This window comes from Pantoea sp. Fr-CA_6 (assembly GCF_024520895.1).
Taxonomy (GTDB): domain Bacteria; phylum Pseudomonadota; class Gammaproteobacteria; order Enterobacterales; family Enterobacteriaceae; genus Pantoea; species Pantoea agglomerans.
Genome location: NZ_JALNPO010000007.1, coordinates 127525 through 143002 on the forward strand (window position 1 = coordinate 127525; position 15478 = coordinate 143002).

The window sequence follows — 15478 nt, forward strand, 5'->3', positions numbered from 1 at the left end:
CCTCACTCGCCACAGCCGCTACCCGTAATCTGCCGGCCGCGCTATTCAGGGCAGCGGGTGACTCACCGGTTTACGGCGGGTTAAGGGGGTACGCAGCCGCTGCGCCAGTATCACACCGCCAAGCGTCAGACCGCCGCCAATCCAGTGGTAACTGTGTAGTTGCTCATGCAGAAAAATCACCGCGATCACCGCGGTAAATACCGGGATCAGATTCATAAAGATACTGGTGGTGCTGGCACCCAGACGCTGCACACCGTGGATCCACAGGAACGGCGCGATGATCGAAGCAAACAGACCGGCAAAGGCCACCAGCGGCAGGTTGTGCCGGTTAAGCGCCACCTCGGGGGCCAGCAGAAAACCAGGCAGCAGCAGAACGACGCCAAATAAAATCTGCACATACAGGCTTTGCCAGATCGGCAGCGGCAGTGCCCAGCGTCGTGTCAGCACGCCATACAGCGCATAGGCGGCGGAGGCGGCCAGCATCAGCAGTTCGCCTTTGCCCAGGCCATGATTCAGCAGCTGCATCACGTTACCCTCACTGACCAGCCACACCAGACCGGTAAAGGAGATGATGCTGCCAAGCAGGATGCCGAGCGTCGGCGCAATCCGCAGGATCACCACGCTCAGCAGCACGGTGAGCAGGGGGATGAGGGCGCCGATAATGCCCATAAAGAGTGCGCTGACACTGTGTGCTGCGTAGTAGGCGAGACTCTGATAGAGCACCATGCCGAGCAGGCCAAGGATCGCCAGCCGCCAGAGGTGCGGTTTAATGACCTGACGCGTGCGCCACACGCCGGGCAGCACAAAGGGCGTCAGCACCAGCAGCGCCAGTAACCAGCGGTAGAATGAGATCGCCGCCGGATCGATCGCATCCGCCGAGAGTTTGCTGACAATTGAGTTGATCGACCAGATTATTACCGCAAAGAGCGGGTACAGGAAAAACATGCTGACTCTCCACACGCCATAATGAGGCGCAGTGTACGCTTGTCCGGATTTATTCAGATAGTTAATATCGGACAAAATTAGTTGTGGAGCGGACAGAATGACCCTGAAAGTGATCTACCAGCCGCCCCTTGACGCGCCGCAACTGCGCTACTTTATGCGTTATGAGCAGGCCAATGCCCGCACCGAATATCTGCCGCATGCGCATGCCTGGGGTCAGCTCATTATGGTGAAAAGCCACGTACTGGAGATGCAGGTCGAGGGTGAGCGATTGCTGACACCGGCAGATATTCCGGTCTGGATCCCACCGGGTCAGCTTCACAGTAGCTATAACCATCGTCAGGCACAGTTCCGTACTTTTAATCTGGCGGCTCCGTTATGCGCCGATCTGCCCTGGCGCGCCTGCCTGCTGCTGGTCGATCCCATTGCACATGCCATTATGGATGAGTTTGCTGAGCAGCAAATCGAGCAACCCGAAACGGATGCGCAGTGGCGGCTGTGCGAGGTGCTGCGCGATCGCCTGCAGCTGGCGCAGGTACAGGAGAGTTATCTGCCCACCTCTGACGATAAATTTCTGGCGCCGGTGTTACATGCGCTGGAAGCGCATCCGGGCGATAACACCACGCTGGCAGGCTGGGCGGGGCGGGTCTTTACCACCGAACGGACGCTGGCGCGGCGCTGCCAGCAGCAGCTTCATATGACCTTTGGCGAGTGGCGGCAGCGGCTGCGGTTTCTGCGCGCCATTGTGCTGCTGGAGCAGGGGGAAAGCGTGCAGAGCATCGCCCATGAGCTGGGGTACAGTTCAGCTTCGGCGCTGATTGTGATGTTCCAGCAACAGGCGGGAACCACGCCCGAACGCTACCGTGCACGGTTAGGCTAACGCGTCGCTTTGTGCCAGAATAATTGCCTGATATGTAACTGACAGGAAAGCCGTGGTGAAAATTCTGGTCGATGAAAATATGCCTTATGCCCGTGAGCTATTCAGCCGTACCGGCGACGTGGTCGCGGTGCCGGGGCGTCCGCTGCCGGTGGCTGAACTGGCCGATGCCGATGGCCTGATGGTGCGCTCAGTCACCCAGGTTAATGAGGCCCTGCTGGCAGGAAAGCCGGTGAAATTTGTCGGAACCGCCACGGCGGGCACCGATCATATCGACGAGAACTGGCTGCAGCAGGCGGGCATTGCGTTCTCTGCCGCACCCGGCTGTAACGCCATTGCGGTGGTGGAGTATGTTTTTTCTGCGCTGTTGCTGCTGGCGGAACGCGATGGTTTCCAGCTGCGTGACCGCACTGTCGGCATCGTTGGCGTCGGTAACGTCGGTGGGCGACTGCAAAAGCGTCTTGAGGCCTGGGGCATCAAAACCCTGCTGTGCGATCCGCCGCGCGCCGATCGCGGTGATGAGGGGGATTTCCTGTCGCTGGAGGCTGTGACAGAGCAGGCTGATATTCTGACGTTCCATACGCCGCTGTTTAAAGAGGGCCCGTATAAAAGCTGGCATCTGGCGGATGCGGCGCTGCTGATGGCGCTAAAGCCTAATACTATTCTGATCAACGCCTGTCGCGGCCCGGTGGTGGACAACAGCGCGCTGCTGGAGGTGCTGAAAATGCGGCACGATCTTAGCGTCGTGCTGGATGTCTGGGAGCCGGAGCCGGATCTGTCGCTGGCGCTGCTGGATAAGGTCGATATCGCCACGCCGCACATCGCGGGCTACACGCTGGAAGGCAAAGCGCGCGGCACCACCCAGGTGTTTGAAGCCTGGTGCGACTTTATTGGTCAGCCGCAGCAGGTGCCGCTCAGTACCTTACTGCCGGTGCCGGAATTCAGTGAAATCACCCTGAATGGCCCGCTGGATCAGCCAACGCTGAAACGCCTGGCGCATCTGGTGTATGATGTGCGCCGCGATGATGCCCCCCTGCGTAAAGTGGCGGCGAAACCCGGCGAGTTTGATCGCCTGCGCAAGCAGTATCAGGAGCGCCGCGAGTGGTCATCGCTGCAGGTGAACTGCGATGACGCCACAACCGCTGAGCTGCTGAACCAGCTGGGCTTTAACGCAATCATCTCCCCGGAATAGCGGGCGCTGCAGGTCAGGCGCCCTGGCGCGGTTTCCGCACTGAATTAATCAGTGAACGGAAGGCGCGCGCTGCTGGCATGTCTGCATGACGGCGGGTTCTGGGGGGATATACCCAATGGATTTCGGGTTGCATTGAGGCGGCAAGAGAACGAATCCCGATGAGCTTACTCATGTAAGTGATTCGGGTGAGTGAACGCAGCCAACAAAGATGCAACGTGAAAGACGACGGGGATAAATCTGAATCCCTGGGCGGTGAATATCACCGCCTTCTGTTTTTATGTCATTGTCTGGAGTAAACCAACATGTCTGACGGCTGGAATATTGCGCTACTTGGCGCGACAGGCGCAGTAGGGAACGCTGTACTGGAACTGCTGGCGGAACGCCAGTTCCCGGTTGGTGAATTATATTTGCTGGCCAGCGAAAACAGCGCGGGCGAAATCAAACGTTTCGAAGGCCGCTCGGTGCGGGTCGAAAATGCGGAGACGTTCGACTGGTCACAGGCGCAGCTGGCCTTTTTCGTGGCGGGACGTGACGCCTCTGCGCGCTTTGCCGATGAAGCGGCCAATGCCGGTTGTCTGGTGATCGACAGCAGCGAGCTGTTTGCGCTGGAACCCGATGTGCCGCTGGTGGTGCCGGATGTGAATCCGCAGGTGCTGGCAGATTATCGCAATCGCAACATCATCAGCGTGGCGGATAACCTGGTAAGCCAGCTGCTGACCGCAATTAAACCACTGGTGGATGCGGCCGGATTGAGTCGTTTACAGGTGACTAACCTGATCTCAGTCTCCAGCTACGGCAAAGTGGCTGTTGATGCGCTGGCCGGGGAAAGTGCCCGCCTGCTGAACGGTCTTCCGGCCGATGAACACCATTTTGGTCGTCAGCTGGCGTTTAATCTGATGCCACAACAGGCCGACGCAGAAGGCAGCGTGGAGAGTGAGCGTCGCCTGATTGATCAGGTGCGTAAGGTATTGCAGGACGAAGGCTTACCGATTGCGGTCAGCAGCGTACAGGCTCCGGTGTTCTACGGTAATGCGCAGATTGTGCATATCGAAAACCTGCGCCCGCTCTCTGCGGAAGAAGCGCGTGCCGAACTGGCGCTGGCGTCAGATATTCGTCTGAGCGAAGAGGATGAAGTGCCGACGCCGGTCACGGATGCCTCAGGCAACGGCGAACTGAGCATCGGCGCAGTGCGCAACGACTACGGTATCCCGGAACTGCTGCAGTTCTGGTCAGTGGCGGACAACATTCGTTTTGGCGGCGCGCTGATGGCGGTGAAAACCGCTGAGAAACTGGTTCAGGAGTATCTGTAACCATGTCCGATGGTCAGACGCAAAAACTGGCGCTCGGCATCGAGTATGACGGCAGCCATTACTACGGCTGGCAGCGTCAGAATGAAGTCCGCAGCGTGCAGGAGAAGGTTGAGCGCGCGCTGTCGAAAGTCGCCGATCATCCGGTCAGCATTTTTTGTGCTGGCCGCACCGATGCAGGCGTACACGGGACGGGGCAGGTGGTCCATTTCGAGACCACCTCGCAGCGGCCTGATGGCGCCTGGACGCTGGGCGTCAACGCTAATCTGCCGCCGGATATTGCGGTGCGCTGGGTGAAAGCGGTGCCGGATGAATTTCATGCCCGCTTCAGCGCCACGGCCCGACGCTATCGCTACCTGATCTACAATCAGCGTCTGCGTCCGGCGGTGCTGGCGCAGGGCGTGACGCACTTTTACCATCCACTGGATGCGGAGAAAATGCAGCGCGCCGGGCAATGTTTGTTAGGCGAGAATGATTTCACCTCATTCCGAGCCGTGCAGTGCCAGTCGCGTACACCGTGGCGCAACGTGATTCACCTCAACGTGACGCGTCAGGGCCCCTACGTGATTGTGGATATCAAAGCCAACGCCTTTGTGCATCACATGGTGCGCAATATCGTGGGCAGCCTGATGGAGATAGGCTGCGGCAATAAGCCGGAGTCATGGATGGCAACGCTGCTGGCGGCGAAGGATCGGACATTAGCCGCAGCCACAGCCCGGGCAGAGGGGTTGTATCTGGTGGCGGTGGATTACCCATCCCACTTTGCGTTACCACAGCCGTCGATGGGACCGTTGTTCCTCGCGGATTAATTCACTTTCAGGACTTAAAAGGGCGCGCCATGGAGTTTCTCCATTTTCTGGTTGATTTTATTCTGCACATTGATGTGCATCTTGCCGAACTGGTTGCACAGTACGGTATCTGGATTTACGCTATTTTGTTCCTGATTTTGTTCTGCGAAACCGGTCTGGTGGTGACGCCCTTCCTGCCGGGTGACTCGTTGCTGTTTGTGGCGGGCGCACTGGCGGCGTTGCCGGGTAACGATCTTAATGTGCATGTGATGGTGGCATTATTAGTGGTGGCCGCGGTTCTGGGCGATGCAGTGAACTACACCATTGGCCGCCTGTTTGGCGAACGGTTGTTCAGTAACCCGAACTCGAAGATTTTCCGTCGCAGCCATCTGGATAAAACCCATGCGTTTTATGCCCGTCATGGTGGAAAAACCATTATCCTGGCGCGCTTCGTGCCGATCGTGCGAACCTTTGCGCCGTTTGTTGCCGGTATGGGCCATATGTCCTATCGCCACTTCGCGCTGTTCAACGTAACGGGTGCGCTGCTCTGGGTGCTGCTGTTCTCCTATGCCGGCTACCTGTTTGGCGATCTGCCGGTGGTGCAGGAAAACCTGAAGCTGCTGATTGTGGGCATTATCCTGGTCTCGATTCTGCCAGGTGTGATTGAAGTCTGGCGTCATCGCCGTCAGGCTAAGCAGCAGAAGCAGCCGTAAGGCTGCGCTCAGGGGTAAGACCAGATTTTTATCCACAGTCTGAACAGGTTGTGGTTTAATGAGCGACATTTACCGTCTGCTGAAGCGGTTTTCAGCAGTATCAAGACGACTGGACCAGGTCAGTTTTAAACAGAAAGGTCATCAATGAGCTGGATTGAACGCATTCTTAATAAAAGCACCGGAACGCCTGTGCGCAAAGCCAGTATCCCGGAAGGGGTCTGGACCAAGTGTGACAGCTGTGGTCAGGTGCTCTACCGCGCCGAGCTGGAGCGTAATCTTGAGGTCTGCCCGAAGTGTGACCATCACATGCGGATGCACGCCCGTGAGCGCCTCGGCAGTGTCCTCGATCAGGGCACGATGGTTGAGCTGGGTAGTGAACTTGAACCTAAAGATCTGCTCAAGTTCCGTGACTCCAAAAAGTACAAAGATCGTCTGATCGCGGCCCAGAAAGACACCGGTGAGAAAGATGCGCTGGTGGTCATGAAAGGTCAGCTGCACGGCATGCCGGTTGTTGCGGCGGCCTTTGAATTTGCCTTTATGGGCGGTTCAATGGGCTCTGTGGTCGGTGCGCGTTTTGTACGTGCGGTTGAGCAGGCGTTAGAAGATAACTGCCCGCTGATCTGCTTCTCCGCCAGCGGCGGGGCGCGTATGCAGGAAGCGCTGCAGTCGCTGATGCAGATGGCGAAAACCAGTGCGGCACTGGCAAAAATGCGTGAGCGCGGTCTGCCTTATATTTCCGTGCTGACTGACCCGACTATGGGTGGTGTTTCGGCCAGTTTTGCCATGCTGGGCGACCTCAATATCGCGGAACCTAAAGCACTGATTGGCTTTGCCGGTCCACGCGTTATTGAGCAGACCGTGCGTGAAAAACTGCCGCCGGGCTTCCAGCGCAGTGAGTTCCTGATTGAAAAGGGCGCGATTGATATGATTATTCGCCGTCCGGAAATGCGCTACAAACTGGCAAGCCTGCTGGCAAAAATGATGAACCTGCCGGCACCGCTGCATGACGGTGAACAGTCCGCTCCGGCGACGACTGAATCGGAAAGCAACGAGGCCTGACAGGAGATAGAGAGGTGCGTCCAAAGCACCTCTTACCAATGCACCGTATACCGCAGCAGCAGCCTGCCTGGTATAAATAAGCAAAACGGGACATATGGACAATCTTCACCTTCCCCAAGCCACGTCGCCTTTGGCCACGTGGCTTTATTATCTTGAGCACCTGCATACTCAGGCCATTGAACTGGGTCTGGACCGTATTCGTCAGGTAGCGCTTCGTCTCGACCTGCTGAAACCCGCTCCTTTTGTCTTTACCGTGGCCGGTACTAATGGCAAAGGCACCACCTGTCGCACCCTGGAAACGCTGCTGATCGCCGCGGGTTACCGCGTTGGCGTGTACAGCTCACCGCATCTGGTGCGCTATACCGAGCGCGTGCGGGTTCAGGGAGAGGAGCTGAGTGAAGCGCAGCACTGCGCCAGTTTTGCGGAGATTGAAGCCGGACGTGCAGATATTTCGCTGACCTATTTTGAATTTGGCACGCTCTCTGCGTTGAATCTGTTCCGCCAGGCGCAGCTGGATGTCGTGATCCTCGAAGTCGGCCTCGGCGGACGGCTGGATGCGACAAACATCGTGGATGCCGATGTCGCGGTGGTCACCAGCATTGCACTCGATCACACCGACTGGCTTGGTCCGGATCGCGAAAGCATCGGGCGTGAAAAAGCCGGTGTGTTCCGGGCGGGGAAACCTGCGGTAGTGGGTGAACCAGATATGCCGCAGAGTATTGCCGTGGTCGCACAGGAAAAAGGTGCGCAGCTGTTGCAGCGCAACCGTGACTGGTCGTGGCATGCGCAGGCAGAAAGCTGGTCACTGCGTGATGCGACAGGTGAGCTGAACGATCTGCCGCTGCCGCAGGTGCCGCTGCCTAACGCGGCGACCGCGCTGGTGGCGCTGCGGGTCTCCGGGCTTGAGGTCAGTGAGGCGCAGATTCGCGCCAGCCTGCCGCTGGCGATGCTGCCAGGCCGTTTTCAGACCCTCAGCGAATCACCGCGCGTTATTCTGGATGTCGCCCATAACCCGCATGCGGCAGCGTATCTGGCGTCGCGGCTGGCGTCACTGCCGAAACGCGGCAAAGTGCATGCCGTGGTGGGCATGCTGCATGACAAAGATATCGCCGGTACGCTGGCGGCGCTGGCACCGGTGGTCGATACCTGGTACTGCGCGCCCCTCGAGGGTCCGCGCGGCGCCAGTGCTGAGCAACTGCTGAACAACCTGTCGCAGGGCGAGGCTTTTAGTTCGGTTGAGCTCGCCTGGCAGCAGGCACGCCAGCGGGCAGCGCCGCAGGACATTGTGCTGGTCTGTGGTTCATTCCACACCGTTGCACAGGTCATGGAATCGATTGAAACGGAGAAAGGACGTGGCAAGTAAGTTTCAGAACCGTTTAGTCGGCACCGTTATTCTGGTCGCCGTTGGCGTGATTGTGCTGCCAGGGCTGCTGGATGGTCAGAAAAAGCATTACAAAGAGGAGTTCGCCGCCATTCCGCTGGTGCCGAAACCTGACGATCAGCAGGACAGCGAAATGGTGCCGCCGGTAACCCAGTCGCTGCCGGCACAGCCGCCGGAAGGCGCGGGCAATGCGGTCAGCAGCAGCAATGGCAACGGTAAAACCAACGCTACGGCAGAGCAGGGTCGGACTCAACCGGAAGACGAGAGCGATCCGGTAGTGGTCTCGCCGCCGCCGGTCCATCAGTCTGTGCCCGCACAGACGGTGACGAAGCCGAAGGTCGTTGAGCAGCAGAAACCGAAAGTAACAGAGCAGCCTAAGCAGAAGCCGGTCGAACAGCAGAAGCCAAAAGTCGTGGAGCAGCCTAAACCTAAACCGGTTGAACAGCCTAAAGTGGTCGAACAGCCGAAGCAGGAAGAGCCGCCGAAAACGGCAGAGACGACAGCGCCGGCAGGGCAGGCTTATGTGGTGCAGTTAGGTGCGCTGAAAAACGCCAGCAAAGTGAATGAGATTGTCGCGCAGCTGCGGCTGTCGGGCTATCGCGCCTTTACCGTTCCTTCAACGCCGGTACAGGGTCAGATCACCCGCATTTACGTTGGGCCTGATGCGTCGAAAGCCAAAATGCAGAGTGCGGTTGGCGAGCTGAAAAGTATCTCAGGACTGGGCGGTGTCGTGAAACCCTACAGCGCCCGCTAAAACGGGCGATTGGCGCTGCCGATAGCAGTAACAGGCAGCGTCTTTTACCCCTCAGGCAGCGCGTTTAATGCGCGCTGCCGTGAAAAAAATTGACGATTTTCAACGGCCTGTCCGGCTGAGAATCACCCGGGCGATAGCGTTTTTTTTCATCGCCTTTTTTATGGATGCAGAAAAAGAAAACCGCTACGCAAACGTTTTCTTTTTCTGTTAGAATGCGCCCCGAACTGGATGCAGGGGTGCAATTGCACTGGCGCTGGAAGAGTTCATGATCTGGATTGATTACGTCATTATTGCGGTAGTTGGTTTTTCGGCTCTGGTCAGCCTGGTCCGTGGGTTTGTCCGGGAAGCCTTATCTCTTGTTACCTGGGGATGCGCGTTTTTTGTCGCCAGTCATTACTACGCCTACCTTGCAGTCTGGTTTACAGGTTTTGACGACGAACTGGTTCGTAACGGTATCGCCATCGGTGTGCTGTTTGTGGCGACCCTGATTGTGGGGGCCATTGTGAACTACGTTATCGGCACGCTGGTGGAAAAAACCGGCCTGTCGGGAACCGACCGGGTGTTGGGCGTCTGTTTCGGGGCATTGCGTGGTGTGCTGATCGTAGCCGCTTTGCTGTTCTTCCTCGATACATTCACTGGGTTTTCCAAAAGTCCGGACTGGCAACAGTCTCAACTCATTCCCGAGTTCAGTTATATAATCAGGTGGTTTTTTGATTACCTGAAAAGCACGTCGAGTTTTTTACCCCGGTGATGTGACCGGGAGTGCGGCTTAATGAGGAAATGACAACATGTGCGGTATTGTCGGTATCACCGGTTTCATGCCGGTCAACCAGTCGATCTATGACGCGTTAACGGTGCTCCAGCACCGCGGGCAGGATGCCGCAGGCATTTGTACTATCGATGCGCTGAAATGTTTTCGCCTGCGAAAGGCAAACGGCCTGGTCAGCGACGTTTTCGAAGCACGCCACATGCAGCGTCTGCAGGGCAATATGGGGATCGGTCACGCGCGTTATCCAACCGCGGGAAGCTCCAGTGCCTCTGAAGCGCAGCCATTCTATGTAAACTCCCCGTATGGCATCACCCTGGCGCACAACGGTAACCTGACCAACGCCCATGTGCTGCGTAAGCACCTGTTTGAAAAGGGCCGCCGTCACGTTAATACCACCTCAGATTCTGAAATCCTGCTGAACATCTTTGCGCAGGAGTTAGATCGTTTCCAAAACGATCCGCTGACAGCCGACAACATCTTTGCTGCGGTTGCTGCCGTGCATCAGCAGGTGCGCGGAGCCTATGCGGTAGTGTCGATGATTATCGGCCACGGCATGGTCGCCTTCCGTGATCCCAACGGTATCCGTCCGCTGGTGCTGGGCAAGCGCGTTATCGCTGATGGCCGCACCGAATATATGGTCGCCTCCGAGAGCGTGGCGCTGGATACGCTGGGCTTTGAGTTCATCCGTGACGTTGCACCGGGTGAAGCGGTTTATGTGACTGAGGCGGGCCAGCTGTCTACCCGCCAGTGCGCTGAAAATCCGAAAAGCAATCCGTGCCTGTTCGAGTATGTCTATTTTGCGCGTCCCGACTCCTTCCTCGACAAAATCTCGGTCTACAGCGCCCGTGTCCGTATGGGCACCAAGCTGGGTGAGAAAATTGCGCGCGAGTGGGAAGATCTCGATATCGACGTTGTGATTCCGATTCCTGAAACCTCCACCGATATCGCGCTGGAAATTGCACGTATTCTCGACAAACCCTATCGCCAGGGCTTCGTGAAGAACCGGTACGTTGGCCGTACTTTTATCATGCCGGGCCAGCAGTTACGTCGCAGCGCGGTGCGCCGCAAGCTCAACGCTAACCGCGCCGAATTCCGTGATAAAAACGTGCTGCTGGTGGATGACTCTATTGTTCGCGGTACCACCTCAGAGCAGATTATTGAGATGGCGCGTGAAGCGGGCGCAAAAAGGGTTTATCTGGCGTCAGCGGCGCCGGAAATTCGTTTCCCGAACGTCTACGGTATCGATATGCCCAGCGCCACGGAACTGATTGCGCATGGCCGTGAAGTGGAAGAGATTCGCCAGCTGATTAAAGCCGATGCGCTGATCTTCCAGGATCTGGACGATCTGATCGAAGCGGTTCGCGAAGAGAATCCGGACATTGCACAATTTGAGTGCTCGGTGTTCAACGGCATTTACGTGACGAAAGATGTCGATCAGCAATATCTGGAGTATCTTGAGTCGCTGCGTAATGATGATGCCAAAGCGCTTCAGCGGCAGAACGAAGTCGAAAACCTCGAGCTGCATAACGAAGGCTGATACCTTCAGCAGGCGGGCAGCATAAAACAGGGCGGGAGCAATCCCGCCCTGTTTGTTTTCAGAAACCCGCAGGCCGCGTATGATGGCCCATTGGCTGACATAAGGTTGGAATATGAAACGACTCATCATTGGCATCTCTGGCGCAAGCGGGGTGATCTATGGCGTGCGCATGCTGCAGGTGTTGCAGCAGGTGGAAGAAGTAGAAACGCATCTGGTCATGAGTCAGGCGGCGCGTCAGACGCTGGGACTGGAGAGCGATTATTCGCTGCGTGACGTGCAGGCGCTGGCCGATGTGGTGCATGACGTGCGCGATATTGCAGCAAATATCTCATCTGGATCGTTTAAAACGCTGGGCATGGCGATTTTACCCTGCTCAATGAAAACGCTCTCTGGCATCGTCCACAGTTACAGTGACTCGTTGCTGACCCGTGCGGCTGACGTGGTGTTAAAAGAGCAGCGTAAGCTGGTGCTGTGCGTGCGCGAAACCCCGCTGCATGTTGGCCATCTACGAATGATGACCACTGCCGCAGAGCTGGGTGCCATTATTATGCCACCCGTGCCGGCATTCTATCATCGGCCTGAAACGATCGATCAGCTGATCGATCAGACCGTTAACCGGGTTATCGACCAGTTTGATATCGAATTATCGGAAGATCTCTTCACGCGCTGGCAGGGTGCATAAAGTTCCGCTGGCGCACTTATTTAGTGCATAAGCGCGCCTCGGATCACTCTTCGTGCATTTGACGCACCAAAAGTTAACAACGTCGCTTTTTCTCTTTTACTTCACTGCTATATTCCCCTCACAAACACAGCGTTTTCGCCTGTCTGACATCACGCTAACAGCGTGGTTAACTTGCAGAACTGGCATGAAACATGCAAATTACTTTGCGCAAACACATCACGAACCACATAACAAAAAGCACTTCACTTGAGGGTAATCTATGAAAAAGCGTGTTCTGGCTCTTTCCCTGATGCTGGGCTTATCCAGTGCTGCCAGCGTTTTCGCGGCGGTTCCGGGTTCAATCCGTATCGGCACAGATCCAACTTACCCACCGTTTGAGTCGAAAAACGCGCAAGGCAAGTTAGTGGGCTTCGATATCGACCTCGCTAACGAAATCTGTAAACGTATTCATACCCAATGTACCTATGTAGAGAGCGACTTTGATGCGCTGATCCCTTCGCTGAAAGCGAAGAAAATTGATGCCATCATCTCCTCACTTTCCATCACAGCGAAACGTCAGGAAGAGATCGCCTTCTCGGAAAAACTCTACGCCGCGAACGCGCGTTTAGTCGCGCCGAAGGGATCGAAAATTGAGCCGACCATTGAGTCGCTGAAAGGCAAAAACATCGGCCTGCTGCAGGGCACCACGCAGGAAACTTACGCCAATCAGAACTGGCGGCCAAAAGGGGTGAACGTCACGCCTTATGCAAACCAGGATCTGGTCTATCAGGATCTGAATGCCGGTCGTATTGATGCTGCCTTCCAGGATGAAGTGCAGGCCAGCGAAGGATTCCTGAAGCAGCCGGTCGGTAAAAATTACGCCTTCGCCGGTCCGGCCGTGAAAGATGACAAGATTTTTGGCGTCGGTACCGGCATGGGACTGCGTAAAGATGACAGCGAACTGAAAGCCGCCATCGACAAAGCCTTTGCTGACATGCGTAAAGATGGCACCTACGACAAGATTGCGAAGAAATACTTCGATTTCAACGTGTACGGCGACTAACCATCCTGTCGCTTTACCCTCTGTGTCCGTTTTGCCGGGTCTGAGCCGGTTCTGCCAGGTGCAGAATCGGGTTCTTTTCCGCTAATGGCGGATGGCATCTGCAACAGAGAGGTAAAGCTAAACTGCCCGTCTCGCTTGCGGGCAGCGTTTCGTTTTCACCCCACGACAGGACCCTCTCGATGCTGTATGGCTATTCTGATGTAATTCTTCGGGGCACGCTGGTGACGCTGGAGCTGGCGCTCACTTCCGTCGTGCTGGCAGTGCTGCTGGGCCTGATTGGCGCAGGCGCGAAACTGTCGCGCAGCCGGCCACTGGCGATGATTTTTGAAGGCTACACCACGCTGATTCGTGGCGTGCCAGACCTTGTACTGATGCTGCTGATCTTCTACGGTCTGCAGATTGTCCTCAACCAGATAACCGATGCGCTGGGTATGGCGCAGTTTGATATCGACCCGATGGTCGCCGGTATCATCACGCTCGGCTTTATCTATGGTGCCTACTTCACCGAAACGTTCCGCGGCGCCTTTATGGCCGTGCCTCAGGGGCAGATTGAAGCAGCAACCGCGTTTGGCTTTACCGGCGCGCAGGTGTTCCGCCGCATTCTGTTTCCGGCCATGATGCGCTACGCGCTGCCAGGCATCGGCAACAACTGGCAGGTGATTCTGAAAGCCACCGCGCTGGTCTCGCTGCTGGGGCTGGAAGATGTGGTGAAGGCGACGCAGCTGGCAGGAAAAAGTACCTGGCAGCCGTTCTACTTCGCCATTGTGGCCGGTGTGATTTATCTGGTATTCACCACGCTGTCAAACGGTGTGCTGTGGTGGCTGAACCGGCGCTATACGGTGGGTGTGAAGAGGGCGAGTTATGATTGATATTATTCAGGAATACTGGAAATCGCTGCTCTGGACTGACGGTTATCGTTTTACCGGTGTAGCTATCACCCTGTGGCTGCTGATCCTCTCGATCACCATTGGCGGATGTCTGGCAATCCTGCTGGCGATAGCGCGGGTTTCCCCTAACCGGTTTATCAGCTTTCCGGTCTGGCTCTTCACCTACGTCTTTCGCGGCACGCCGCTCTATGTGCAGCTGCTGGTGTTCTACTCCGGCATGTACACGCTGGAGATTGTGAAAGGCACTGAACTGCTGAATGCCTTTTTCCGCAGTGGTCTGAACTGTACGCTGCTCGCCTTCACCCTCAACACCTGCGCCTACACCACGGAAATTTTTGCCGGTGCGATTCGCTCGGTGCCACACGGTGAAATTGAGGCGGCACGGGCATACGGCTTCTCCACCTTTAAACTCTATCGCTGCATTATCCTGCCATCGGCGCTGCGTACGGCACTGCCGGCCTACAGCAACGAAGTGATTCTGATGCTGCACTCCACGGCGCTGGCCTTCACCGCCACCGTGCCGGATCTGCTTAAAATCGCGCGGGATATTAACTCGGCGACCTATCAGCCGTTTACCGCCTTTGGTCTGGCGGCTGTGTTGTACCTGATTATCTCTTACGTGTTGATCAGCCTGTTCCGCCTGGCGGAACGTCGCTGGCTGGCCCACGTGAAACCCTCTTCATCGCATTGAGTAGAACTATGGCTGACAATAAATTAAGCGTCACCGAATTGCATAAGCGTTACGGTGAACATGAAGTGCTGAAAGGGGTCTCGTTAACTGCTAAAGCGGGCGATGTGATCAGTATCATTGGATCGTCCGGCTCAGGGAAAAGTACCTTTTTACGCTGCATCAACTTCCTCGAAAAACCGAGTGAAGGCAGCATCATGGTGAATAACCAACAAATCACCTTAGTCCGTGACAAAGATGGTCAGCTCAAAGTGGCTGACAAAGAGCAGCTGCGCGCGTTACGTACCAGCCTGACCATGGTGTTCCAGCACTTTAATCTGTGGAGTCACATGACCGTGCTGGAAAACGTGATGGAAGCCCCGATTCAGGTGCTGGGGCTGAGTAAAGCGGCGGCGCGTGAGCGTGCCATCAAATACCTCGATAAAGTCGGGATTGATGCGCGGGCGCAGGCAAAATATCCGGTTCACCTCTCCGGTGGTCAGCAGCAGCGTGTGTCGATTGCGCGCGCGCTGGCGATGGAGCCAGAGGTGTTGCTGTTTGACGAACCCACTTCGGCGCTTGATCCGGAGCTGGTCGGGGAAGTACTGCGCATCATGCAGAAGCTGGCTGAGGAGGGCAAAACCATGGTGGTCGTGACCCACGAGATGGAGTTTGCCCGTCACGTCTCCAGCCATGTCATTTTCCTGCATCAGGGTAAAATCGAAGAGCAGGGACCGCCTGCGGAACTGTTCGGCAGTCCGAAAAGCCCGCGTTTACAGCAGTTCCTCAAGGGATCGCTGAAGTAACGGTTAGATGTTAGTTAAGGCGAGGGAATCAGGGCACCGGCGTAACGTGCCCTGCGCAGAATAAGTGCGAGCCGC

16 protein-coding genes are annotated in these 15478 nt (G+C 56.5%); 15 read left to right on the plus strand and 1 reads right to left on the minus strand.

What is annotated here, in order from left to right; all coding sequences use genetic code 11:
- Window positions 1–45 precede the first annotated feature (45 nt).
- On the minus strand, window positions 46–945 hold the full coding sequence (locus tag NR201_RS14490) for a DMT family transporter (protein ID WP_187484429.1): 900 nt from the start codon (window positions 943–945) through the stop codon (window positions 46–48).
- Window positions 946–1042: 97 nt separating this feature from the next.
- Between NR201_RS14490 and NR201_RS14495 the strand changes: the two genes are divergently transcribed.
- The 15 genes from NR201_RS14495 to hisP all read left to right on the plus strand — a co-directional run bounded on the left by NR201_RS14495 (window position 1043) and on the right by hisP (window position 15403).
- Entirely contained in the window at window positions 1043–1822 is a 780-nt protein-coding gene (locus NR201_RS14495) for an AraC family transcriptional regulator (RefSeq protein WP_256844620.1), read from the plus strand.
- Between the two features lie 55 nt (window positions 1823–1877).
- Window positions 1878–3011, plus strand: coding sequence for a 4-phosphoerythronate dehydrogenase PdxB (gene pdxB / locus NR201_RS14500; protein WP_033778724.1), 1134 nt, complete (start codon window positions 1878–1880; stop codon window positions 3009–3011).
- A 302-nt stretch (window positions 3012–3313) separates the two neighbouring features.
- On the plus strand, window positions 3314–4321 hold the full coding sequence (locus NR201_RS14505) for an aspartate-semialdehyde dehydrogenase (protein WP_033778725.1): 1008 nt from the start codon (window positions 3314–3316) through the stop codon (window positions 4319–4321).
- Window positions 4322–4323: 2 nt separating this feature from the next.
- Window positions 4324–5127, plus strand: coding sequence for a tRNA pseudouridine(38-40) synthase TruA (gene truA, locus NR201_RS14510; RefSeq protein WP_045139793.1), 804 nt, complete (start codon window positions 4324–4326; stop codon window positions 5125–5127).
- Between the two features lie 29 nt (window positions 5128–5156).
- Window positions 5157–5819: a DedA family protein gene (locus tag NR201_RS14515; protein WP_010257990.1), complete on the plus strand. Its 663-nt coding sequence runs from the start codon at window positions 5157–5159 to the stop codon at window positions 5817–5819.
- Between the two features lie 144 nt (window positions 5820–5963).
- Entirely contained in the window at window positions 5964–6878 is a 915-nt protein-coding gene (accD, locus tag NR201_RS14520) for an acetyl-CoA carboxylase, carboxyltransferase subunit beta (RefSeq protein WP_010257992.1), read from the plus strand.
- 94 nt (window positions 6879–6972) lie between these two features.
- Entirely contained in the window at window positions 6973–8241 is a 1269-nt protein-coding gene (folC, locus tag NR201_RS14525; protein ID WP_187492446.1) for a bifunctional tetrahydrofolate synthase/dihydrofolate synthase, read from the plus strand.
- Window positions 8231–9013, plus strand: coding sequence for a cell division protein DedD (dedD, locus tag NR201_RS14530; RefSeq protein ID WP_010257997.1), 783 nt, complete (start codon window positions 8231–8233; stop codon window positions 9011–9013). The genes folC and dedD overlap by 11 nt, the downstream gene beginning before the upstream one ends.
- A 265-nt stretch (window positions 9014–9278) precedes the next feature.
- A complete protein-coding gene (cvpA, locus tag NR201_RS14535) occupies window positions 9279–9764 on the plus strand; it encodes a colicin V production protein (RefSeq protein ID WP_003854265.1) in 486 nt (161 codons plus the stop codon).
- 37 nt (window positions 9765–9801) lie between these two features.
- A complete protein-coding gene (gene purF, locus NR201_RS14540; protein WP_010258001.1) occupies window positions 9802–11319 on the plus strand; it encodes an amidophosphoribosyltransferase in 1518 nt (505 codons plus the stop codon).
- A 112-nt stretch (window positions 11320–11431) separates the two neighbouring features.
- Entirely contained in the window at window positions 11432–12001 is a 570-nt protein-coding gene (locus NR201_RS14545; protein ID WP_010258003.1) for a UbiX family flavin prenyltransferase, read from the plus strand.
- 259 nt (window positions 12002–12260) lie between these two features.
- Entirely contained in the window at window positions 12261–13043 is a 783-nt protein-coding gene (argT, locus tag NR201_RS14550) for a lysine/arginine/ornithine ABC transporter substrate-binding protein ArgT (protein WP_010258004.1), read from the plus strand.
- A gap of 179 nt (window positions 13044–13222) precedes the next feature.
- Window positions 13223–13912, plus strand: coding sequence for a histidine ABC transporter permease HisQ (locus NR201_RS14555; RefSeq protein ID WP_010258006.1), 690 nt, complete (start codon window positions 13223–13225; stop codon window positions 13910–13912).
- Window positions 13905–14621, plus strand: a complete 717-nt coding sequence (locus tag NR201_RS14560) for an ABC transporter permease (RefSeq protein ID WP_256844619.1) — start codon at window positions 13905–13907, stop codon at window positions 14619–14621. Before NR201_RS14555 ends, NR201_RS14560 begins: the two co-directional genes overlap by 8 nt.
- A gap of 8 nt (window positions 14622–14629) precedes the next feature.
- Entirely contained in the window at window positions 14630–15403 is a 774-nt protein-coding gene (hisP, locus tag NR201_RS14565) for a histidine ABC transporter ATP-binding protein HisP (RefSeq protein ID WP_010258014.1), read from the plus strand.
- Window positions 15404–15478: the final 75 nt, after the last annotated feature.